The 21,365-nt window shown below is 59.1% G+C and carries 21 protein-coding genes; all 21 read left to right on the forward strand.

Going from position 1 to position 21,365, the window contains the following annotated elements:
* Positions 1-5 precede the first annotated feature (5 nt).
* Positions 6-920, forward strand: a complete 915-nt coding sequence (locus ASE52_RS14980; protein WP_010464155.1) for a peptidoglycan DD-metalloendopeptidase family protein — start codon at positions 6-8, stop codon at positions 918-920.
* A 65-nt stretch (positions 921-985) separates the two neighbouring features.
* On the forward strand, positions 986-1,969 hold the full coding sequence (locus ASE52_RS14985; protein ID WP_241777016.1) for an RluA family pseudouridine synthase: 984 nt from the start codon (positions 986-988) through the stop codon (positions 1,967-1,969).
* A 150-nt stretch (positions 1,970-2,119) separates the two neighbouring features.
* On the forward strand, positions 2,120-2,857 hold the full coding sequence (gene scpB / locus ASE52_RS14990; RefSeq protein ID WP_057227119.1) for an SMC-Scp complex subunit ScpB: 738 nt from the start codon (positions 2,120-2,122) through the stop codon (positions 2,855-2,857).
* Positions 2,857-4,434, forward strand: a complete 1,578-nt coding sequence (locus tag ASE52_RS14995; RefSeq protein WP_057227121.1) for a pseudouridine synthase — start codon at positions 2,857-2,859, stop codon at positions 4,432-4,434. Before scpB ends, ASE52_RS14995 begins: the two co-directional genes overlap by 1 nt.
* Positions 4,435-4,524: 90 nt before the next feature.
* Complete coding sequence (gene ndk / locus ASE52_RS15000; protein ID WP_010464162.1) at positions 4,525-4,950, forward strand: nucleoside-diphosphate kinase; 426 nt, start codon at positions 4,525-4,527, stop codon at positions 4,948-4,950.
* Between the two features lie 87 nt (positions 4,951-5,037).
* On the forward strand, positions 5,038-6,162 hold the full coding sequence (gene rlmN / locus ASE52_RS15005; protein WP_057227122.1) for a 23S rRNA (adenine(2503)-C(2))-methyltransferase RlmN: 1,125 nt from the start codon (positions 5,038-5,040) through the stop codon (positions 6,160-6,162).
* Positions 6,163-6,198: 36 nt separating this feature from the next.
* Positions 6,199-7,035, forward strand: a complete 837-nt coding sequence (pilW, locus tag ASE52_RS15010) for a type IV pilus biogenesis/stability protein PilW (RefSeq protein ID WP_057227124.1) — start codon at positions 6,199-6,201, stop codon at positions 7,033-7,035.
* Positions 7,028-7,942, forward strand: a complete 915-nt coding sequence (locus tag ASE52_RS15015) for a helix-turn-helix domain-containing protein (RefSeq protein ID WP_057227125.1) — start codon at positions 7,028-7,030, stop codon at positions 7,940-7,942. Before pilW ends, ASE52_RS15015 begins: the two co-directional genes overlap by 8 nt.
* Positions 7,943-7,962: 20 nt before the next feature.
* Positions 7,963-9,225, forward strand: a complete 1,263-nt coding sequence (gene ispG, locus ASE52_RS15020; RefSeq protein WP_057227288.1) for a flavodoxin-dependent (E)-4-hydroxy-3-methylbut-2-enyl-diphosphate synthase — start codon at positions 7,963-7,965, stop codon at positions 9,223-9,225.
* 154 nt (positions 9,226-9,379) lie between these two features.
* Entirely contained in the window at positions 9,380-10,645 is a 1,266-nt protein-coding gene (hisS, locus tag ASE52_RS15025) for a histidine--tRNA ligase (RefSeq protein ID WP_035198245.1), read from the forward strand.
* 14 nt (positions 10,646-10,659) lie between these two features.
* Positions 10,660-11,346, forward strand: coding sequence for a tetratricopeptide repeat protein (locus ASE52_RS15030; protein WP_057227127.1), 687 nt, complete (start codon positions 10,660-10,662; stop codon positions 11,344-11,346).
* 2 nt (positions 11,347-11,348) lie between these two features.
* Positions 11,349-12,515, forward strand: coding sequence for an outer membrane protein assembly factor BamB (bamB, locus tag ASE52_RS25180; protein ID WP_241777010.1), 1,167 nt, complete (start codon positions 11,349-11,351; stop codon positions 12,513-12,515).
* 13 nt (positions 12,516-12,528) lie between these two features.
* Positions 12,529-13,872: a ribosome biogenesis GTPase Der gene (der, locus tag ASE52_RS15040; protein WP_057227131.1), complete on the forward strand. Its 1,344-nt coding sequence runs from the start codon at positions 12,529-12,531 to the stop codon at positions 13,870-13,872.
* Positions 13,873-13,985: 113 nt separating this feature from the next.
* Positions 13,986-14,240 carry an RNA chaperone Hfq gene (hfq, locus tag ASE52_RS15045; RefSeq protein WP_010464175.1) on the forward strand — a complete coding sequence of 85 codons (255 nt, stop codon included), beginning with the start codon at positions 13,986-13,988 and terminating at the stop codon, positions 14,238-14,240.
* Positions 14,241-14,309: 69 nt separating this feature from the next.
* On the forward strand, positions 14,310-15,476 hold the full coding sequence (hflX, locus tag ASE52_RS15050; RefSeq protein ID WP_085940314.1) for a GTPase HflX: 1,167 nt from the start codon (positions 14,310-14,312) through the stop codon (positions 15,474-15,476).
* Positions 15,477-15,530: 54 nt separating this feature from the next.
* Entirely contained in the window at positions 15,531-16,907 is a 1,377-nt protein-coding gene (gene hflK, locus ASE52_RS15055; RefSeq protein ID WP_029414121.1) for an FtsH protease activity modulator HflK, read from the forward strand.
* A gap of 9 nt (positions 16,908-16,916) precedes the next feature.
* Entirely contained in the window at positions 16,917-17,825 is a 909-nt protein-coding gene (gene hflC / locus ASE52_RS15060) for a protease modulator HflC (protein ID WP_010464180.1), read from the forward strand.
* A gap of 31 nt (positions 17,826-17,856) precedes the next feature.
* Positions 17,857-18,039, forward strand: coding sequence for a DUF2065 domain-containing protein (locus ASE52_RS25185; protein ID WP_082606886.1), 183 nt, complete (start codon positions 17,857-17,859; stop codon positions 18,037-18,039).
* 90 nt (positions 18,040-18,129) lie between these two features.
* A complete protein-coding gene (locus ASE52_RS15065) occupies positions 18,130-19,278 on the forward strand; it encodes an ATP phosphoribosyltransferase regulatory subunit (RefSeq protein ID WP_057227132.1) in 1,149 nt (382 codons plus the stop codon).
* Positions 19,279-19,305: 27 nt separating this feature from the next.
* The gene (locus ASE52_RS15070; protein WP_057227134.1) at positions 19,306-20,682 is read left to right on the forward strand and encodes an adenylosuccinate synthase; all 1,377 of its coding nucleotides are present in this window, start codon (positions 19,306-19,308) and stop codon (positions 20,680-20,682) included.
* 57 nt (positions 20,683-20,739) lie between these two features.
* On the forward strand, positions 20,740-21,264 hold the full coding sequence (locus ASE52_RS15075) for a phosphoribosyltransferase (RefSeq protein ID WP_010464186.1): 525 nt from the start codon (positions 20,740-20,742) through the stop codon (positions 21,262-21,264).
* The last annotated feature ends 101 nt before the right edge of the window (positions 21,265-21,365 follow it).

A 21,365-nucleotide genomic window follows, 5' to 3' on the forward strand; every position in this document is an offset into this window, starting at 1 on the left:
TGCTTATGTTCGTATCGCGTGGTCTTGTGGTTGGGTTGACTGTGGCACTGGCGGGTTTTGCGCTCACCGGCTGCGGTACCCGGCTGAACAAGGCTCCAGTGGAAGACCGAGGCACATCCTCCTCCACACCTTCTTCTTCCGCACAACCCGGTGTGGTGGTTGGCGCCCCCGTCAAGCCGCTGCCTGGCGCCGAGAACGCTGGCAAACCAGGCTATTACACGGTCAAGCCAGGAGATACCCTTATCCGCATCGGGCTGGAATCTGGCCAGAGCTGGAAAGACATTGCGCGCTGGAACAGCCTCGACAATGCAAATCTGATCGAAGTCGGCCAGGTGCTGCGCGTGGCGCCGCCGGTAGCTGCTTCGCAGGCAGTCGCCTCGGACAGTGGCGTGGTAACGCGGCCTGTCACGTCCTCCACCGTGACGCCTGCAGCACCTGCCAGCACACCAGCGCCCGCTGCCAGCGCGGCCAAGCCTGCCACTTCGGCGGCCTCTGGCCCCGTGGTGGCAGTGGCACCCGCCACGCCTGCGGCTCCCCAGGCTGCAGCAGAAGATGACATGGCGTTTATCTGGCCAGCCCCAGGTTCGTTGATTGCCGGTTTTGACGAGGCGCGCAACAAGGGGTATGACATTGCTGGCAAGGCGGGGGACCCGGTCCTGGCCGCTGCCGATGGCCGTGTGGTGTATTCAGGGGCGGGGCTGCGCGGATATGGCAATCTTGTCATCCTCAAGCACAACAACACGTTTTTGACGGCGTACGCCCACAACCAGACCCTGCTTGTCAAGGAGGATCAGGCTGTGCGCAAGGGGCAAAAAATTGCCGAGATGGGTAGCACTGACGCCGACCGGGTCAAGCTGCACTTCGAGATTCGTCGCCAGGGCAAGCCTGTCGATCCGTCGCGTTACCTGCCTCCCCGTTGAATCCCGCTGTTGTGGCGCTACCGTCCGTGGGTGCAACCGGTGATGTGCAGGACCCGGTCCGAACCGTGGATGACCTGCTGAACGAAGAGTCGGAGGGGCTTGCGGAAGAATCGGGGAGCGAGCTTCGCTCCGCGCAGATCGGCGCCGGGCAACATGCCGCCCGGCTGGACCGGGCGCTCGCCGATCTGGTTCCCGAGTTCTCGCGCAGCTATCTGCAGCAGTTGCTGGCGCAGGGCCTGGTGAGCCTCAACGGCAAGCCGGTCACCAAGGTCGCTACCCGCGTAAAGGTGGGCGATCAGGTGGTGCTGGAAATGCGGCCCACCCTGCAAAGCCAGGCTTTCCGACCCGAGCCCATGGAGATCGAGGTCGTCCATGAGGACGCGCATCTGCTGGTAGTGAACAAACCAGCGGGCCTGGTGGTCCATCCAGCGCCCGGGAACTGGAGTGGCACCTTGCTCAACGGCCTGCTCGCCCGCGACGAAAAAGCACTGACCGTGCCGCGTGCCGGCATCGTCCACCGGCTCGACAAGGACACGAGCGGCTTGATGGTGGTGGCACGGGATCGCTCCACCATGGACGCGCTGGTCGCACTGATCGCGGAGCGCAAGGTGCAGCGCCAGTACCTGGCCCTGGCCCACGGCGCATGGTCAGGTCCCAAGAGCCGCACGGTGGATGCTCCCGTCGGCCGAGATCCACGCAACCGCCTGCGCATGGCTGTGGTGGACCTGGCGCTCCATGCGGGCAAGCTGGCGCGGACCGACGTGCGCTGGTTGGCTGGTTCGGACGAAGGCTGTTGGGTGCAATGCACGCTGCACACCGGGCGTACCCACCAGATACGGGTGCACATGGCATCCCTGAAGCACCCGCTGGTGGGGGACAGCCTCTATGGGGGCGCGCCGGTTGGCGCGATGCAGCGGCAGGCCCTTCACGCCTACCGCCTGGCTTTTGTGCATCCCGTCACGGGCGAGGCGCTGGAATTCCATGCGCCCGTGCCCGAAGACATGCGCCAGGCACTCTCCTTGTGGGGGCTGGGCTACAATGCGCCCTGACGGCCAGACTGGCCCCCCCAGCCCGTAGACGGAATCCCGCCGGGCTCTTGCGTCGCGCCAGCGCCCTTGCACAGCGCGCCATTGATTGCCCCCTGCTGTTGATGTGCCACCCGTTGCAACGCGTGGCACTTTTCCAGGAATCGCTGAACCATGAACACGGTGGATGCCAAACGGGTCCTCGAAACTGCGCTGATCTGCGCGCAGCAGCCTGTGCCCCTGCGCGAGCTGCGAGTGCTTTTTAATGATGCATTGGGGTCGGACACGCTCAAGGTGCTGCTGCAGGAGTTGCAGCTGGAATGGGCGCAGCGGGGTGTAGAGCTGGTTCAGGTGGCCACAGGGTGGCGCTTCCAGAGCCGTCCCGAAATGCGTGAATACCTTGACCGGTTGCACCCCGAAAAGCCTCCGCGCTATTCGAGGGCCACCATGGAGACACTGGCGATCATTGCGTATCGCCAGCCCGTAACACGGGGCGACATTGAGGACATCCGGGGGGTGACGGTCAATAGCCTGATCGTCAAGCAGTTGGAAGACCGTGGCTGGGTCGAGGTCATCGGGCACCGGGAAACGGTGGGGCGCCCGGCGCTGTTTGCAACCACCCGGCAGTTCCTGGATGACATGGGATTGCAGTCGCTGGATCAACTGCCGGTGCTCGACGACCCCTCAGGCAATGCGAACGTGTTGGAGGCAATGGCTGCTGCTGCGCAGGGAGTGATAGAGCCAGAGGCTGAGCTGGTGGCGATGGGCTCAGATGCCCAGTCACTTGAGTCTTCAGAGACTGTTGCTGCCAGTGGGCAGTGGCCGCAGGTGGACGATTTTTTTCAGAATGTGGAGACGGATCTCCGCGATGACGATGCCGATACCCCGGGTGGTATCCAGGGAAATACTTGATGAACGACTCGACCCCCGAAATTCCGGCTGATCTGCCGGAGGCTGATCCTTCAGCGGCTGCCGCAGCGCCCAAAAAGGTCGCTGCCAAACGTGCTCCGCGCAAGAAGAAGGCCGAGCCAGTGGACAACGTGGAAGCCGAGGGCGGCGCTGTTGCGGATCGGCGGGATGCTGCCACGGCACCAGCCCCGGGCGTCGAGTTGCTGTCCCGGTCTCTTCAGCAGAATGTGCCTGTGGATGCACTGGTTGTGGCCGAGCCTGCAACGGTTCAGGCAGGTGTTCCTGACGCGATGAACGCGCCAGGGCAAGGCGAGCGCCAGCACCGTGGGGACGCCAGGGGGCGGCAACCACGCGCTGAAGGGGTTGCTCGGGACAAGCGCAAAGCCGTTGTGCCCGCTGTGCAGGGTTATGAGTTTGAAGATGTGGTGTCGGGCCGCTTTGACGAGGACGATGCCTCTGCAGAGACGGTTCCCGCCAAGCGCGTGCTGTTGCCCCAGGTGGAAACTCCGAAGCTCCACAAGGTGCTGGCCCAGGCGGGGTTGGGCTCGCGTCTGGAGATGGAGCAGCTCATTCTGGAAGGTCGCATCTCGGTGAACAATGAGCCTGCCCATATCGGGCAGCGCATCCAGTTCGGCGACCAGGTCAAGGTCAATGGCAAACCCATCCGCTACCGCATCGACCCTCCTCCTGCGCGCGTGATTGCGTACCACAAGCCTGTGGGCGAAGTGGTGACCCACGACGATCCGCAGAACCGGCCCACCGTCTTTCGCAAGCTTCCCCGGCTCATGCAGGGCAAGTGGCAGTCGGTTGGACGTCTGGATCTGAATACCGAAGGCCTGCTGCTGTTTACCAGTTCGGGCGAGCTGGCCAACAAGCTGATGCATCCCCGTTTCGGGCTGGAGCGCGAATACGCCGTGCGTGTGCTCGGCGCCCTCAGCAACGAGGAGAAGCAGAAGTTGCTGGATGGTGTGCGGCTGGACGATGGCATGGCGTCGTTTGGTTCTATCGAGGACGGTGGCGGCGAAGGGTCCAACTGCTGGTACAGGGTCACCATTTCCGAAGGGCGCAATCGTGAGGTGCGTCGCATGCTCGAATCTGTGGGTCACGCGGTCAGCCGACTGATCCGTATCCGTTACGGTGCCATGGTTCTGCCGCGTGGACTCAAGCGTGGCGCCTGGCTGGAGCTTGACGAGGGTGATATCCGTGCCCTAGTACAGGCGGCTGGTGCGGGGCGCCCGGAGGCTGTTGAAGGCCGTCCGGACGAAGGTTCGGATGCTGCCGGCGGGCGGGGAGGTGGCAACAAGCGCAACCGTGGGCGCAGTGGCCCTCGTGTGGGTGATGGTCCGCGCCGCGACATGTCGCAGGGGGCATCGGGTGGTCCCCGTGGTCAGAAACCGCGCCGCGACGGAGGGCAGGGTTCCGACCGTGGTAGCGGTGGTGGTGACCGCCAGCGCGGAGCCGCACAACCCGACCCGATGAAAACATCGGTAGGCTATATCGGCATGGACAGTCTCTCGCGGCACCGCCAGGACAAGCGACGCCCCGGTGGGGGAGGCCCTCGTCGCGGAGGCGGGCGCTAAGCGCGCGTAGCGCAGGTCTCCCCGGTTAGAATCGAGGGCTTTGTCCGGTGGGCAAACGAAAATACAGCAACATCAATTCAGGAAATTACTATGGCAATCGAACGCACTCTCTCCATCATCAAGCCCGACGCAGTGGCCAAGAATGTTATCGGTCAGATCTATGCACGCTTTGAAGCGGCTGGCCTCAAGGTTGTAGCAGCGCGCATGGCCCACCTGTCGCGCCTGGAAGCCGAGCAGTTCTACGCAGTGCATAAAGCGCGTCCTTTCTTCAAGGACCTGGTGGACTTCATGATCTCCGGCCCTGTGATGATCCAGGCCCTGGAAGGCGAAAACGCGATTCTGAAGAATCGCGAACTCATGGGTGCTACGGACCCCAAGAAGGCAGAAGCTGGCACCATCCGCGCCGACTTCGCTGACAGCATCGATGCCAACGCAGTGCATGGCTCCGACGCGGCTGAAACGGCCCAGGCAGAAGTGGCTTTCTTCTTCCCAGGCCTGAACATCTACTCGCGCTGATATGGGTGTCCCCATGCCTGTTCCCGCAAACGTGGGAGACCTGCGCCATGGGGACGACTGCGTTCGGCCCACCCAGGGGGGAGCGCAGTGACGACCACCAACCTATTGGAATTTGACCTCGACGGTCTGGCGGCCTTCTGCCAGCAGTTGGGTGAAAAGCGGTTTCGCGCCACCCAGCTGTTCCGCTGGATTCATCAGCGCGGCGCCAGTGACTTTGACGCCATGAGCGACCTGGCCAAGGCCTTGCGCGACAAGCTCAAAGGCTGCGCTCGTGTCGAAGCCCTACCCGTCGTCTCCGAACATGTTTCCTCGGACGGCACGGTGAAGTGGCTGTTTGACGTGGGAGATGGGAATGCGGTCGAGGCTGTTTTCATTCCTGAGGATGACCGGGGAACCCTGTGCATTTCCTCGCAGGCCGGCTGTGCTGTGGGGTGTCGTTTTTGCTCCACGGGGCACCAGGGTTTCAGCAGGAATCTGACCACGGGTGAGATCATCGCCCAGCTTTGGTTTGCTGAACATTCCTTGCGTCAACGCCTCAAGTCCGAGGACCGCGTCATATCGAACGTGGTGATGATGGGGATGGGCGAGCCTCTGCAAAACTACTCGGCTCTCGTGCCTGCCTTGCGCACCATGTTGGATGACCACGGGTATGGTTTGTCGCGTCGGCGGGTGACCGTGTCCACGTCGGGCGTGGTTCCAATGATGGATCGCCTTTCCCAGGATTGTCCTGTGGCTCTGGCAGTGTCGCTGCACGCACCGAACGATCCGCTGCGCGATAACCTGGTGCCGCTGAATCGCAAGTACCCTATTGACGAATTGTTGGCTGCCTGCAATCGCTATCTAGCGCATGCGCCGCGTGACTTCATCACATTTGAGTACTGCATGCTCGACGGGGTCAATGATCAGGTGGAGCATGCGCGGCAGTTGATCGAATTGGTCAGGCCGGCCCGAGGGGAAGGGGTGCGCTGCAAATTCAACCTCATCCCTTTTAATCCTTTTCCTGCATCGGGGCTTTTGCGTTCGCCGCAGAGCCAGGTGTTGGCCTTTGCCAAAGTCTTGAGCGAAGCGGGTATTGTCACGACCGTGCGCAAGACTCGCGGGGATGATATCGACGCTGCTTGTGGCCAACTCGCGGGGGATGTCAAGGACCGCACGCGGGCTGCTGAGCGCATGGCAAAGCAGCGGACAATCGTGCTCAAACCGGTGACTTGATCAGCAAGCAATCGGCATACTTCAAGGAGGCTCTACATGGTGGGATTGATTGGACGCTGGCAGCAATGGGGCCGCTGGACGCTCACGGCATGTAGTGTGGCGGCCTGTGTGGCGGCACTTCAGGGGTGTGCTACCACCAATAATGGGATGCCTGCCGCCGATACCAATGCCGGATTGATTACTCCGTCCGACGAGCCAGAAACGAGGCGCCGCGCCCGCATACGCCTGGAGCTTGCTTCCAACTACTTCGAGAATGGCCAGACGGCCGTAGCGCTCGACGAAGTCAAACAGGCGTTGGTGGCCGATCCCACGTATGCCGATGCTTTCAATCTCCGCGGTCTCATTTACATGCGGTTGGGCGACCTTGTCCAGGCTGACGATAGTTTTCGCAGAGCATTGGCTTTGCGCGGGGGAGATCCCAATCTGCTGCACAACTATGGATGGTTGTTGTGCCAGCAGCAAAAATATGCGGAAGCGGATCAGCATTTTGCTCGGGCCCTCACCAGTCCGTCTTACACGGCGCGCAGCAAGACGTTGATGGCCCGAGGACTTTGCCAGTCGGGTGCTGGTCAGTTCGCGGAGGCTGAGCAGTCCATGCTGAAGGCCTATGAGCTGGATGCGGCGAATCCTGTGGTGGGTTACCACTTGGCGGCGCTTTTGTTGCGGCGCAATGAATTGACCCGGGCGCAGTTCTATATCCGGCGCCTCAACAATAGCCAGTTTGCCAACTCCGAGTCGTTGTGGTTGGGAATCAAGGTGGAGCGCACTTTGGGCGACTCCGTGGCCATGAAGCAACTGGCGGACCAGTTGCGCAAGCGTTTCCCGGATTCGCGGGAATTGGGTGCATTCGAGCGTGGGGCTTTCAATGAGTGAGGTTTTGGAGAGTGACGGGGCCACCGCGGGTGGGTTGCTGAGAGAGGCGCGGCAAGCATCTGGTATGCACATCGCTGCCCTGGCTGTGGCGCTGAAGGTACCTGTCAGCAAGCTGGAGGCGCTGGAGGCGGATAACTACGAAGCCTTGCCCGATACGGTGTTTGTGCGCGCGCTTGCTTCCAGCATGTGCAGGACGCTTAAGCTGGATCCCGCGCCGATTCTGTCACTGTTGCCGCAAAGTAAAAGCCCGCGCTTGGCAACTGACAGCGCAGGACTGAATGCTCCGGTAAAAGGGAGTATTGGGAAGTCGTCTTCCTCCTCGGCGTCCTTTTCGTCGGGATCAACCTCACGGTCTGTGACGGTGGTCGTTTTGGCATTGCTGGCGGGTGCGCTGGTCCTGGTCTTTTTCCCTCGGCCACAGGACGGTGCAACGAGTCCGTCTGCGGCATCTGCGCCCGCCAACCCTGCCGTTCATGTCGTCGAGCAGCAGGCGATCCCCCCCGTAGGGGGTGCTTCGGGTGCAGTATCCGCGGTTGCGGAGCGTGTGCCCGAAAGTCCTCAATCGCCGGCAGTGGGGCGCCCGGAACTGACACGCCCCGCCGCCGTTGCTCCGGTTGCCAACGACGTCGCCTCTGCCCCGGTTGTTGCCGCCAGTGCGGCCACCCCACCGGCAGGTGCGTTGGTGTTGCGCGCGCGCAGTGAATCCTGGGTGCAGGTACGGGACTCGGCAGGCGCTGTGGCGTTACAGCGCAATCTGGCGGCAGGTGAGTCGGTGTCGGTCGCTGGACAGATGCCCTTTGCTGTCGTCATCGGTCGTGCAGACGCAACGGAGGTGTTCGTGCGTGGAAAACCTTTTGACTTGACGACGGTTTCGCGTGAAAACGTAGCTCGCTTCGAGGTGAAATAGTGGAAAAGCTACCGTGTGAGATGGATCCCATTGCTATAGCGTCCCCTTTGCCTCGGCGGTCGCGCCAGGCCAGGATCGTATGGGGTTCGCGCGTGGTAACCGTGGGCGGGGACGCGCCGGTGCGTGTGCAGTCTATGACCAATACCGACACCGTGGATGCCATTGGTACGGCTATACAGGTGAAGGAGTTGGCACAGGCTGGCTCGGAGTTTGTCCGGATTACCGTGAACACCCCCGAGGCGGCGGCGGCAGTGCCTTACATCCGTGAACAGTTGGACCGGATGGGAGAAAGCGTGCCGTTGGTGGGAGATTTCCACTACAACGGACACCGGCTTCTCACCGAATTTCCTGACTGCGCGCAAGCTCTTTCCAAGTACCGCATCAATCCCGGCAACGTTGGCAAGGGCGACAAGCGGGATCGACAATTTGGTCAGATGATTGATGCGGCCATGCGCTGGAACAAGGCCGTGCGGATCGGAGTGAATTGGGGCAGTCTTGACCAGGATTTGCTGGTCAATTTGATGGACACCAACAGCCGTCGCGCCAAGCCTTGGGAGGCGCGCCAGGTCATGTACGAGGCGCTAATCACGTCAGCCATTGAGTCCGCCCATCGGGCGGAAAAAATGGGCCTGGATGGCAATCAGATCATCTTGTCCTGCAAGGTCAGTGGTGTGCAGGACCTGATTTCCGTGTACCGCGAACTTGCGCGTCGCTGTGACTACGCGTTGCACCTGGGACTCACCGAAGCAGGCATGGGCACAAAGGGCACAGTAGCGTCGGCTACCGCGTTGTCTGTGCTGTTGCAAGAGGGGATTGGCGACACCATCCGTGTATCTCTGACCCCCCAGCCTGGTGAAGCGCGCACCCAAGAGGTGGTGGTCGCCTCGGAGATATTGCAGGCATTGGGATTGCGTGTATTTGTCCCCAGTGTTACCGCGTGCCCAGGTTGTGGCCGTACCACCAGCACAACATTTCAGGACCTTGCCAAGCAGATCGACGATTTTCTGCGTGCCCAGATGCCTGTGTGGCGCGTTCGCTATCCCGGCGTCGAAAATTTACGCGTCGCAGTGATGGGATGCATCGTCAATGGCCCTGGAGAGAGCAAACACGCAGACATCGGCATCAGCCTCCCTGGCACGGGAGAGGCTCCTGCCGCGCCTGTGTTTATCGATGGCGAAAAGGCCATGACGCTGCGTGGTGACAACATTGCCAATGAGTTCCATCAAATTGTCGAGCAGTACATTGAGAAGCGCTTTGGCGCTGCCGTCGTGTCTGCGGCCTGAGTTTCGCTCGCCTTGCCTTTGATTGCTGCTCAGCTGCCTGCTGTGGCGGCAGCAATGCCTTTCCAAGAACTGCCAGATAGAGAAAAGAACAGTTGTGAGTAACGAAAAAAGCACTTTGGCGCCCAAGCCGGAAAAATTGGTCGCCGTGAAAGGCATGAACGATATCTTGCCTCCGGAATCTGCCCGCTGGGAGTGGCTGGAGTCAAAGGTCCGCGACCTCATGGCGCGCTATGCCTATCGCAATATCCGTACGCCGATCGTTGAACCTACGCCGCTCTTTGTGCGGGGGCTTGGGGAGGTCACCGATATTGTGGAAAAAGAGATGTACTCTTTTGAGGATCGTCTCAATGGTGAGCATCTCACTTTGCGTCCTGAGGCGACTGCCGGGGTTGTCCGAGCCGTCGCAGAGCATTCCATGCTGTATGACGGAGGCAAGCGCCTCTACTACATGGGGCCCATGTTCCGTCACGAGCGTCCGCAGCGGGGGCGGTACCGCCAGTTCCACCAGATTGGAGCTGAAGCGCTGGGTTTTCCTGGCGCCGAGGTCGACGCGGAATTGATCTTGCTCGCCCAGGCACTGTGGCGTGAACTGGGCTTGCAGAACGTGCGGCTGGAGCTAAACAGCCTGGGTGAGCCGCATGAACGCAAGGCCCACCGTGCTGCGCTGATTTCCTACCTGGAGCAGCATATGGATGTGTTGGATGAAGAGGCGCGCCGACGTTTGCACAGCAATCCGTTGCGCATTCTGGATACCAAGAATCCTGCTATGCAATCCATGGTGGAAGCTGCGCCTCGTTTGATCGATTTTTTGGGGCCTCAGTCACTCGCGCATTTCGATGCCGTCAAGTCCATCTTGAGCGCCAACGGAGTCTCCTGGACTGTCAATCCGCGGCTTGTTCGGGGCATGGACTACTACAACCTGACGGTTTTTGAATTCGTCACCGATCAGTTGGGCTCGCAGGGCACGATTTGCGGCGGCGGTCGCTATGACTACCTGATCGAGCAGATCGGTGGCAAGGCTGCGCCTGCGGTGGGATGGGCGCTGGGGGTTGAGCGTGTGCTTGAACTTCTCAAGGAACAAGCCAGTACGCTACCTGCCCTGTCGCCTGACGTTTATGCCGTGATTCCATCCGTGGCGGCTCTACCCGTGGCTGTGACCACCATCGAGCGGTTGCGGCAGCTTGGTGTCAGTGTACAAATGCACGCTGCGCCCGCTGGGGGTGAGGGCATGGGCAGCATGAAATCCCAATTCAAGAAGGCAGATGCGAGTGGCGCGCTTTACGCGCTGGTCTTCGGCGAAGATGAGCTGTCCCGTGGGATGGTTGTTGTCAAGTCATTGCGTGATGGTGTGGGCGCACAGTCCGACCACACTCTGGATTCCCTGGCCGAATGGGCGCCCACCCTACAATCCAACCGCTAAACAGAACACATTCCATGGCAAATCACCTCGATCTCGAAGAACAAGAGCAGCTTGATCAGCTCAAGCATTTCTGGAACACCTGGGGCACGCTGATCAGTTCGGTGCTGATTTTGGTAGCGGGCTCTTTGGTCGCTTGGAACGGATATCAATATTGGCAGAACCGGCAGGCGGGCCAAGCCGCAGCGCTCTATGACGCTGTGGAGGTGGCAGCCCGGGCAGGTGACCAAAATCGGATGGTGCAGGCGTTTGCTGACCTGAAGGCCAAGTACGCGGGCACGACCCAGGCCAGTCAGGCGGGGCTTGCGTTGGCCAAGACCATGGTGGATACAGGCAATGCCGATGGCGCCAAAGAGGCACTCGGTTGGGTGGCGACCCAGTCGGGAGATGATGGCCTTAAGGCCTTGGCCAAATTGCGCCTGGCCAGCGTGCTAATGGATCAAAAAAGCTACGACGAAGCACTCAAACAGCTGTCTGGCAGTGCTCCGCTGGAGTTTGATGCTGTGTTTGCAGATCGTAGAGGCGACATCTATCTTTTGCAGGAAAAACGTGCAGAAGCCATTGCTGAGTACGCCAAGGCCTATAAGTCTCTTGAAGACAGTGTTGAGTACCGTCGCCTTGTGGAGGTCAAGCTTGGGGCTTTGGGTGTCTCTCCCCAAGGTGTTGCGATGGCTGCCGCTGGATCCATAGACGGAGTGAAATAACCATGGCGTTCATTCGTGAAAACGAGGCGAAGTGCGGGTTGTTTGGGTTGCGATGCATTGTCTCGGGGGTCTTGGTGGCCACATTGGCAGGATGCTCGCTATGGAGCAGTGGCGCCGCCAAGCCTGTGCCTGCTGATCTGGGAGCCAATGTCGCAGTGCTTGGCGTGCGGCAGGCCTGGACCAACCGGATTGGCAGTGTTGCTGGCTTGCCCCTTGATATCCACACGGCAGGCAATGTCGTTACTGTCGCATCTTCCGATGGGATTGTGGCTGCGATCGATGCCCGCACCGGCGGGGATGTATGGCGCGCGGCTCTGGCGGAGCCGTTGTCTGCGGGGGTTGGAAGTGACGGCAAGTCGGCCGCAGTTGTTTCCCGCAGCAATGCGCTGATCGTTTTGGATGCTGGCCGTGAGCGGTGGCGCCAGTCACTGGCTGCGCAAGTATTCACTCCTCCCCTTGTCGCTGGCGGACGCGTATTTGTACTCTCGGCCGATCGTTCCTTGGCGGCCTTCGATGCTGCGACGGGGCACAAACTCTGGAGCCAGCAGCGCTCTGGAGATCCCTTGATTTTGCGTCAGGCAGGCGTTCTTCTGGCGGTTGGCGATACGTTGGTGGCGGGTTTTGCCGGCCGTATCGTGGGCTTGAATCCAGACAATGGCAGTGTGCGCTGGGAAGCTCCGTTGGCCAGTTCGCGCGGTACCAACGATGTTGAGCGTTTGGTAGAGCTGGTCGGGCGTACCAGCAGAGTGGGCGATTCCATCTGTGCGCGTGCATTTCAGACAGCTGTGGGTTGTGTCAATGCTGCCAGGGGTTCGGTGGCTTGGGCGCAGCCGGCCAATGGTCCCGATGGTGTGCATGGTGATGGGGAGGCCCTGTTCGGTGCAGAGAGCAATGGCACGGTGGTTGGGTGGCGCCGCAGCGATGGTTCGCGTCTATGGACGACTGACAGGCTCAAGCACCGCAAACTGACGGCGCCTCTGCTGCTAGGGCGCTCGGTGGTGATTGGGGACGACGCAGGCCTCGTTCATCTGCTATCCCGTACGGATGGTTCTCCGCTCAACCGCATGGCCACGGATGGTTCAGGTATTGCCGCAGCACCCGCTGTGGCCGCCGATACGTTGGTAGTGGTTACTCGCAATGGTGGTGTCTACGGATTCCGTCCAGATTGATGGATTTTATTTAATGAAGCCAGTTATCGCCCTCGTGGGGCGTCCGAATGTCGGCAAGTCCACGCTCTTCAACCGCCTGACCAAGTCCCGCGACGCCATTGTTGCGGATTTCGCAGGGCTTACGCGTGACCGGCATTACGGTAATGGCAAGCAAGGTAAGCACGAATACATCGTTATCGATACAGGGGGTTTTGAGCCTGATGCGTCGAGTGGTATCTACAAGGAAATGGCCAAGCAGACTCAGCAGGCTGTCGCCGAAGCCGATGTGGTCATTTTTGTAGTAGATGCCCGTGCGGGCGTGTCAGCACAAGATCATGACATTGCGAATTATTTGCGCCGTCTTGGCAAGCCTTGTGTTCTCGTTGCCAACAAGGCAGAAGGCATGCTTGAAGGCGTGCAACTCGCCGAGTTCTATGAGTTGGGTCTGGGTGAGGTCTATCCGGTTTCTGCGGCGCATGGACAAGGTATACGGAGCTTGGTGGATATTGCCCTTGAGCCCCTACAGCTTCCTGAGCCCGATGACTCCGATGGCGGTCCTGACAAGGGCATCATCAAGCTTGCTGTTGCGGGGCGACCGAATGTTGGTAAATCGACCCTGATCAACACGTGGTTGGGCGAGGAGCGCTTGGTTGCGTTCGACATGCCGGGCACGACCCGGGACGCCATTACCGTACCATTTGAGCGCAATGGTCAACGCTTTGAACTGGTGGACACGGCAGGGTTGCGACGCAAGGGGAAGGTTTTTGAGGCGATCGAAAAGTTCTCGGTCGTCAAGACGCTTCAAGCTATTGAGTCGGCCAATGTGGTTCTGCTATTGCTCGACGCGACCCAGGGCGTCACGGACCAAGATGCGCACATCGCGGGATACATCCTTGAGAGTGGCAGGGCGGTGGTTGTTGCTGTGAACAAATGGGATGCGGTCGATGACTACCAGCGCCAGTTGCTGGAGCGGTCTATCGAGACCCGGCTCGCATTTCTGAAGTTCGCATCCTTGCATTTCATTTCGGCCAAAAAACGCCAGGGCCTGGGGCCGCTCTGGACGTCCATTGCGCAGGCGCACAAAGCGGCGACCTGCAAGATGTCGACCCCGATATTGACACGTCTGCTGTTGGAAGCGGTGCAATTCCAGAGCCCCAAACGGGCGGGCATGTTCCGGCCGAAATTGCGATACGCGCACCAGGGTGGCATGAATCCTCCGGTCATCGTTGTCCATGGCAATTCGCTGGAGCATGTCACCGATGCTTACAAGCGTTTTCTGGAAGGTCGTTTCCGAAAAGAGTTTGATTTGGTGGGTACGCCGCTGCGAATAGAGATGAAGACCTCGCACAATCCCTTTGCAGACAAGGACGACGACTGATTCAAAGGTCAAAGGCTCGATCCTTGAAGGGCCATGCGTCCTGAGTCTGGAGCGTGTCTCAGGCTGTGGTAAGGTGCTGGTTTACAACAACATTTTTGAACACGGAGAATATCGTGAGCAATAAAGGCCAACTTTTGCAAGACCCCTTCCTCAACGCCTTGCGTCGGGAGCATGTTCCTGTTTCTATCTATCTCGTGAACGGAATCAAGCTGCAGGGGCAGATCGAGTCGTTTGACCAATACGTCGTGTTGCTGCGCAATACGGTGACCCAGATGGTCTACAAGCACGCCATTTCTACAATCGTGCCAGGTCGCGCGGTCAATTTTTCCACTGCCGATACTTCTGATGCAGATAGCAACAACGCTTAAGTTGTTGTTCCTGAATCCGTCTTCGCCTCTTGTCCTGATCGGGCTAGAGGGCAAACTCCTTTGCATTCGATGACCTCTTCATCGGTAGACGGTACTCCGGTATTGCTCGTGGGGGTTGACTTTGGTCTTCCGCACTTCGATGGTGATCTTGAGGAATTGGGGTTGCTTGCGCAGACAGCTGGCATGAAACCTGTTGGCCGCTTGACTTGCAAGCGGAAAGCTCCGGATGCTGCCTTATTCGTTGGTAGTGGCAAAGCGGATGAAATTCGTACTCTGGCGCAGATGCACGGTGCGGTGGAAGTTCTGTTCGATCAGTCCCTCAGTCCGGCACAGCAGCGAAATCTGGAGCGTCACTTAGAGCTTCCAGTCAATGACCGCACGTTGCTGATTCTGGAAATTTTTGCCCAGCGCGCCCGCAGTCATGAAGGCAAGCTCCAGGTGGAGCTTGCGAGATTGCAGTATCTCAGTACCCGTCTTGTACGTCGTTGGTCGCATTTGGAGCGCCAAACGGGTGGGATTGGGGCGCGTGGCGGTCCCGGCGAGAAGCAGATTGAGCTGGATCGCCGGATGATCAGTGATGCAGTCAAGCGTACCCGTGACCGCCTGGTGAAGGTCAAGCGTCAGCGGTCCACGCAGCGGAGGCAGCGCGAGCGACGTGATACCTTCAACATTTCATTGGTGGGCTACACCAATGCAGGTAAGTCCACACTCTTCAATGCACTGGTGAAGGCGAGAGCCTACGCTGCAGACCAGTTGTTTGCGACACTGGATACCACGACACGGCAACTCTATTTGGGTGATGCCGGGCGATCGGTCTCACTGTCCGATACCGTGGGATTTATCCGGGATTTGCCTCACGGCTTGGTGGATGCGTTCCAGGCAACGCTGCAAGAGGCCATTGATGCGGATCTACTGCTTCATGTCGTGGATGCATCCAATCCGGGCTTTCCGGAGCAGATGGCTCAGGTCCAAAAAGTATTGCACGAGATCGGGGCGGCTGACATTCCCCAAATACTGGTGTTCAACAAGCTGGACTCACTGGAGGCCGAGCAGCGCCCGCCGCTTCTTGAGGACCAGTATGACGTCGATGGTCAGTTGTTTCCGCGCCTGTTTGTGAGCGCACGTTCTGGCGAGGGATTGGGTACGCTGCGCCAAGCGCTCTCATCCCGAGTCGTTGCTGTCCAGGAGCGCATGACCCCTGAAGCCGCCATTGAATTGCCAGGGACCGTGCCCTGATTGGGCACAATGCCAGCATTACCAATGCCATACAGAGAACCAGAGACTTTGCGCATGAATTTCCAAAATCGCACCCTACGCTGGGCATCGTTGCCAGAACGCATTCGGGGCATGTTCAATCTGAATGACCCTCGCTGGGGGCGCGGCGAGGACAACAAGACTGACGATGGCGGACGACCGGATGAGCGGCCTGCTACACCCCCACCGGCCGGCAATCGGGGCAACGACCAGCGGCCGAACAATGGGCAACCGCCGGACCTGGATGAACTTTGGCGTGACCTGAACAAGAAGCTCGGAGGCTTCTTTGGTTCCAAGAACGGCGGTGGTCGAGGGCCAGGCAACGGCGGTAGTTCTGGTGGCGGATTTCAGCCGGATATGAAGAGCGCAGGCGTGGGCGTGGGGCTGATCGCAGGGATCGTCTTCGTCATCTGGATGGGGACAGGTTTTTTCATCGTCCAGGAAGGCCAACAGGCCGTCATTACTCAGTTCGGCAAGTACAAAAGCACGGTGGGGGCGGGGTTCAACTGGCGCCTGCCTTACCCCATTGAGCGCCACGAACTGGTCTTTGTGACCCAGATACGGTCCGCAGATGTTGGGCGTGACAGCATCATCAAGAGCACGGGGTTGCGGGAGTCGGCCATGCTCACGGAAGATGAGAATATCGTAGAGATCAAATTTGCCGTTCAGTATCGCTTGAGTGACGCCCGCGCTTGGCTGTTTGAAAGCAAGAACCCGACGGATGCCGTGGTTCAGGCGGCGGAGACGGCAGTTCGCGAAGTGGTTGGAAAGATGCGCATGGATACGGCGTTGGCCGAAGAGCGTGATCAGATTGCACCGCGTGTTCGTACTCTCATGCAAACCATCCTGGATCGCTACAAGGTGGGCGTGGAGGTGGTCGGTATCAATCTGCAGCAAGGTGGGGTGCGCCCCCCAGAGCAGGTGCAGGCCTCCTTTGACGATGTACTCAAAGCGGGCCAGGAGCGCGAGCGGGCCAAGAATGAAGCCCAAGCGTACGCGAATGACGTTATCCCTCGGGCCGTGGGTTCTGCATCGCGCCTGAACGAAGAGGCAGCAGCCTACAAGGCGCGGATTGTTGCCCAGGCGCAAGGTGATGCGCAGCGATTTTCTTCCATCCTTGCGGAGTACCAGAAGTCGCCGCAGGTGACCCGTGACCGCATGTACCTGGAGACCATGCAGCAGATTTATGGCAGCGTGACCAAGGTGCTAGTTGAATCGAGACAGGGGTCCAACCTGTTGTATTTGCCACTGGACAAGATCATGCAAAGTGTCGCCAGCGGAGGAGGGGCTTCTGATGCCCCTGCCGCGAGCACTACGGCTCCTGTGGCGGCACCGGCGGTGCCTTCGTCTACTTTCTCTAATGACCCCCGAGCGCGTGACAGCAGTCGTACACGTGATCGTGAATCTCGCTAGGAGCAGCTCGTGAACAGAGTCGGATTTATTGCATCGACCCTCCTGGTGGTACTGGCCCTCATGAGTTCCATGCTTTTTGTGGTGGATCAGCGCCAATTTGGTGTGTTGTATGCGTTGGGGCAGATCAAGGAAGTGATCACCGAGCCGGGTTTGAATTTCAAGCTGCCACCACCCTTCCAGAATGTGTCATACATCGACAAACGCCTTCTGACGCTGGACAGCAGCGATACGGAACCTATGCTGACAGCGGAGAAGCAGCGTGTGGTGATTGATTGGTATGTGCGTTGGCGGATCTCTGAGCCTACGGAGTACATCCGCAATGTCGGTCTGGACGAAAGTGCTGGCGCGATGCAGTTGAACCGAGTTGTCCGCAATGCATTCCAAGAAGAGATCAACAAGCGCACCGTCAAGGAATTGCTTTCCCTCAAGCGGGAAGCATTGATGGCGGATGTGAAGCGTGAGGTGCTGGAGACGGTCCGTGGTGCCAAGCCTTGGGGTGTCGATGTTGTGGATGTACGCATTACCCGCGTCGACTACGTGGAGGCGATTACGGAATCGGTGTATCGGCGCATGGAAGCTGAACGCAAACGGGTGGCCAATGAGTTGCGCTCCACGGGGGCGGCAGAGGGTGAAAAAATCCGTGCTGATGCGGATCGCCAGCGTGAAATCACGATCGCCAATGCCTATCGAGATGCTCAGAAGATCAAAGGTGAGGGCGACGCCGAAGCTGCGCGCATTTACGCAGAGGCTTTTGGCCGCGACCCACAGTTTGCGCAGTTCTACCGGAGTCTGGAAGCCTATAAGTCCAGCTTCAACAAGAAAAGCGATGTGATGGTTCTTGACCCATCTTCGTCGGAGTTTTTCAAGACTTTCCGAGGTGGTAATTCAGTGGCTGTACCTGCCGCACCTCGCAGGTAGATCTTGGGCCCGTCGTCGAAGGCCGGCCGCATTGACTTCTGAAAACCTATGGACAGCACTGGCGCTGGTTCTGGTGATTGAGGGGTTATTGCCTTTCTTTTCACCCCAGAGTTGGCGACGCGCTGTTGCCCAGATTTTGCTGCTGCGGGACGGCCAGGTTCGATTTTTCGCCTTGTTGGCAATCGTCGCTGGTGTGTTGATGCTCTGGCTTTGACCAGCGCATGAGCCGATGGTGGATGGAGTCTCTCGGGACTTCTCTCCGCTCCCGGTAGAATCACGGTTTTAACAGCCCCCCTTTTTCTCCATGTCTGCTTGGGTCCTTCCGGATCACATTGCCGATGTCTTGCCGTCCGAAGCGCGGCACATCGAAGAATTGCGTCGCGGGCTGCTTGATACAGCCCGTTGTTACGGCTATGAGCTGGTCATGCCTCCTTTGCTAGAGCATCTTGAATCTCTGCTGACAGGCACTGGCGAGGCGCTCGATCTCCAGACCTTCAAGCTGGTGGACCAGCTCTCCGGGCGATCCATGGGGCTCAGAGCGGACACCACCCCCCAAGTGGCTCGTATCGATGCGCATCTGCTCAACCGCAAAGGGGTCACCCGCCTTTGCTATTGCGGCCCGGTGCTGCACACACGGCCAGATCGTCCCCATGCGACCCGCGAACCGCTTCAGTTTGGCGCGGAGATCTACGGGCATGCCGGACTGGAGGCTGATCTTGAGGCATTGCAGTTGGCCCGAGAATGTTTGCGCATTGCCAATGTGCACAACACCACAATTGACCTGGCGGATGTGCGGATCGTCCGAATTCTTCTGGCGGGCGTGCCGTTGAACCCCCAGATCCTGAGTGGTATCCATGCCGCACTTGCGGCCAAGGATGCGGCTGAATTGGCGGCCTTGACCCGCGATTTTCCCCCTGAATCTCGTGAAGGTTTGTTGGCTCTGCTTCAGCTCTATGGAGATCAGGGCGTACTGGTTGAGGCTCAAAAATCTCTCCAGCGCTTTCCTGGAATATCTCAAGTGCTATCAAATTTGAAATGGCTTGCCTCCCGCTTAGAAGGGGCTGCTGTTACTTTCGATCTGGCTGATCTGCGTGGCTATGCGTATTACAGTGGCGCGCGTTTTGCGATCTATGCCCCGGGTGCAAGCGACGCGCTCGTCCGTGGCGGTCGCTATGACGAGGTGGGCGCAGTGTTCGGTCGGACCCGTCCAGCGGCGGGATTCAGTTTGGACATCAAGCAGGTGGTGGGTGTGGTCTCGCCGCGTGCGCTAAAGGCTGCCATCCGCGCCCCCTGGGGGGAGGCCGATGACGTGAATGCCGCAATCGCCGAGCTGCGCAAGGCCGGTGAGACGGTGGTTTGCGTTCTGCCGGGACATGGGAGCGAAGTGGATGAGTTTCACTGCGACAGGGAACTGGTGCAGGTTGCGGGCCAATGGGTCGTGCAGGCTGTTTGAGCAATTGTCAATTGAATTGGGTTTGAGATGAAAGCAACCAAAGGTCGCAACGTAGTGGTAGTCGGAACCCAGTGGGGCGACGAGGGCAAAGGCAAGCTGGTTGACTGGCTGACTGAAAGTGCACAAGGTGTTGTCCGTTTTCAGGGCGGGCACAACGCGGGCCACACATTGGTTATCAATGGGGTGAAGACGGCGCTGCATTTGATCCCCAGCGGCATCATGCGCCCTGGCGTCAAGTGCTATATCGGCAATGGCGTAGTTTTGTCGGCTGCCAAGCTGTTCGAGGAAATCGAAGGGTTGGAGAAAGCAGGTGTTGAGGTCCGCTCGCGCCTGCGTATCAGCGAGGCCTGCCCCTTGATTCTTCCATTCCATGCTGCCATTGATGTGGCGCGCGAAGCTGCCCGTGAACAGGGCGGTACGGAGAAAATTGGAACAACCGGACGAGGGATTGGCCCTGCGTACGAGGACAAGATTGCCCGCCGTGCCTTGCGCGTCCAAGACTTGAAGTACCCAGAGCGGTTTGCAGCCAAGCTGCGTGAATTGCTGGATCTCCACAACCACATCCTTACGACCTACCTGCGCTCTGGCTCCTTCATGTTTGGTGATGCCCTCAAGCCTTACATTGAGGGCGGTGAAGTCCAATTCGACGTGGTCTACGCAGAGGCGATGCGCCATGCAGAGTTGCTCAAGCCCATGATGGCGGATGTGTCGCGTGAACTCAACGACGCCCATCGCGATGGCGCCAATCTCCTGTTTGAAGGTGCGCAAGGCACGCTGCTGGATGTGGATCATGGGACCTATCCCTATGTCACGTCCAGCAATTGTGTTGCCGGAAACGCAGCGGCAGGGTCGGGTGTTGGGCCAGGGATGTTGCATTACATCTTGGGCATTACCAAGGCGTATTGCACCCGCGTAGGCGGAGGTCCTTTCCCGACGGAGCTTGATTGGGAAGTTCCGGGAACGCCTGGATATCACATGAGCACCGTGGGCGCAGAGAAGGGGGTGACCACTGGGCGTAGCCGTCGATGCGGCTGGTTTGACGCTGCGTTGCTCAAGCGTAGCGCTCAAGTCAACGGTCTCTCTGGTTTGTGCATTACCAAGTTGGATGTTCTGGACGGTCTCGAAGAGTTGTTGCTTTGTACGGGCTATGAACTCGACGGGGAGCAGATTGATCTCCTGCCCATGGGTGCGGAAGACATTGCGCGGTGCAAGCCGATCTATGAGACCTTGTCCGGCTGGAGTGAGTCCACCGTGGGTGTGACGGACTACGCTAAGTTGCCACAGAGCGCTCGCCGCTATCTGGAGCGCATTGAGCAGGTTACGGGTGTGCCGATCGACATGATCTCTACCAGCCCCGACCGCGACCACACCATCATGATGCGTCACCCTTATGTCGCGGGCTAGTGGTTTACCGATGCCACTGACTCACGAGCCCGCACCTATCTATCCAGGAGCCATTTCATGTTGACCGAAGACGGCAAGCACCTTTATGTCAGCTATGACGAGTACCACAGTCTCATCGAGAAGCTGGCACTGAAGGTGCATCAATCGGGTTGGGCGTTCGACACGATCCTTTGCCTTGCACGCGGGGGGTTGCGTCCAGGGGATATTCTGAGTCGCATCTTTGACAAGCCTCTGGCCATCATGTCCACGAGTTCTTACCGTGCAGAGGCCGGAACCGTGCAGGGACATCTCGATATTGCGCGTTTCATAACAACGCCCAAGGGTGAAATTGCCGGCAAGGTACTGTTGGTAGATGACCTTGCGGACTCTGGGCACACCTTGCATGCGGTGATCAGCATGCTGAAGACCAACTATGCTCCGATCACTGAGTTGCGCAGCGCCGTGATTTGGACCAAGGGCTTGTCGACATTCACTCCGGACTATTCGGTGGAATTTTTGCCGACCAATCCCTGGATTCATCAGCCGTTCGAAGGCTACGACAGCCTTAGCCCGGAGAAGTTGTTGGAGAAGTGGCGGGTGTAGAGGGGTGGTCAAGGATGGTTGTCCTATAGGTGAATCTAAAAATTTCCTCCCATCTTTCTTGCCGCCCCTAAAACTAGTGCTATAGTCGAGGGCTTCGCTAC

This window comes from Acidovorax sp. Root275, from assembly GCF_001428965.1.
In the GTDB taxonomy this organism is placed as follows: Bacteria; Pseudomonadota; Gammaproteobacteria; order Burkholderiales; family Burkholderiaceae_C; genus Acidovorax; species Acidovorax radicis.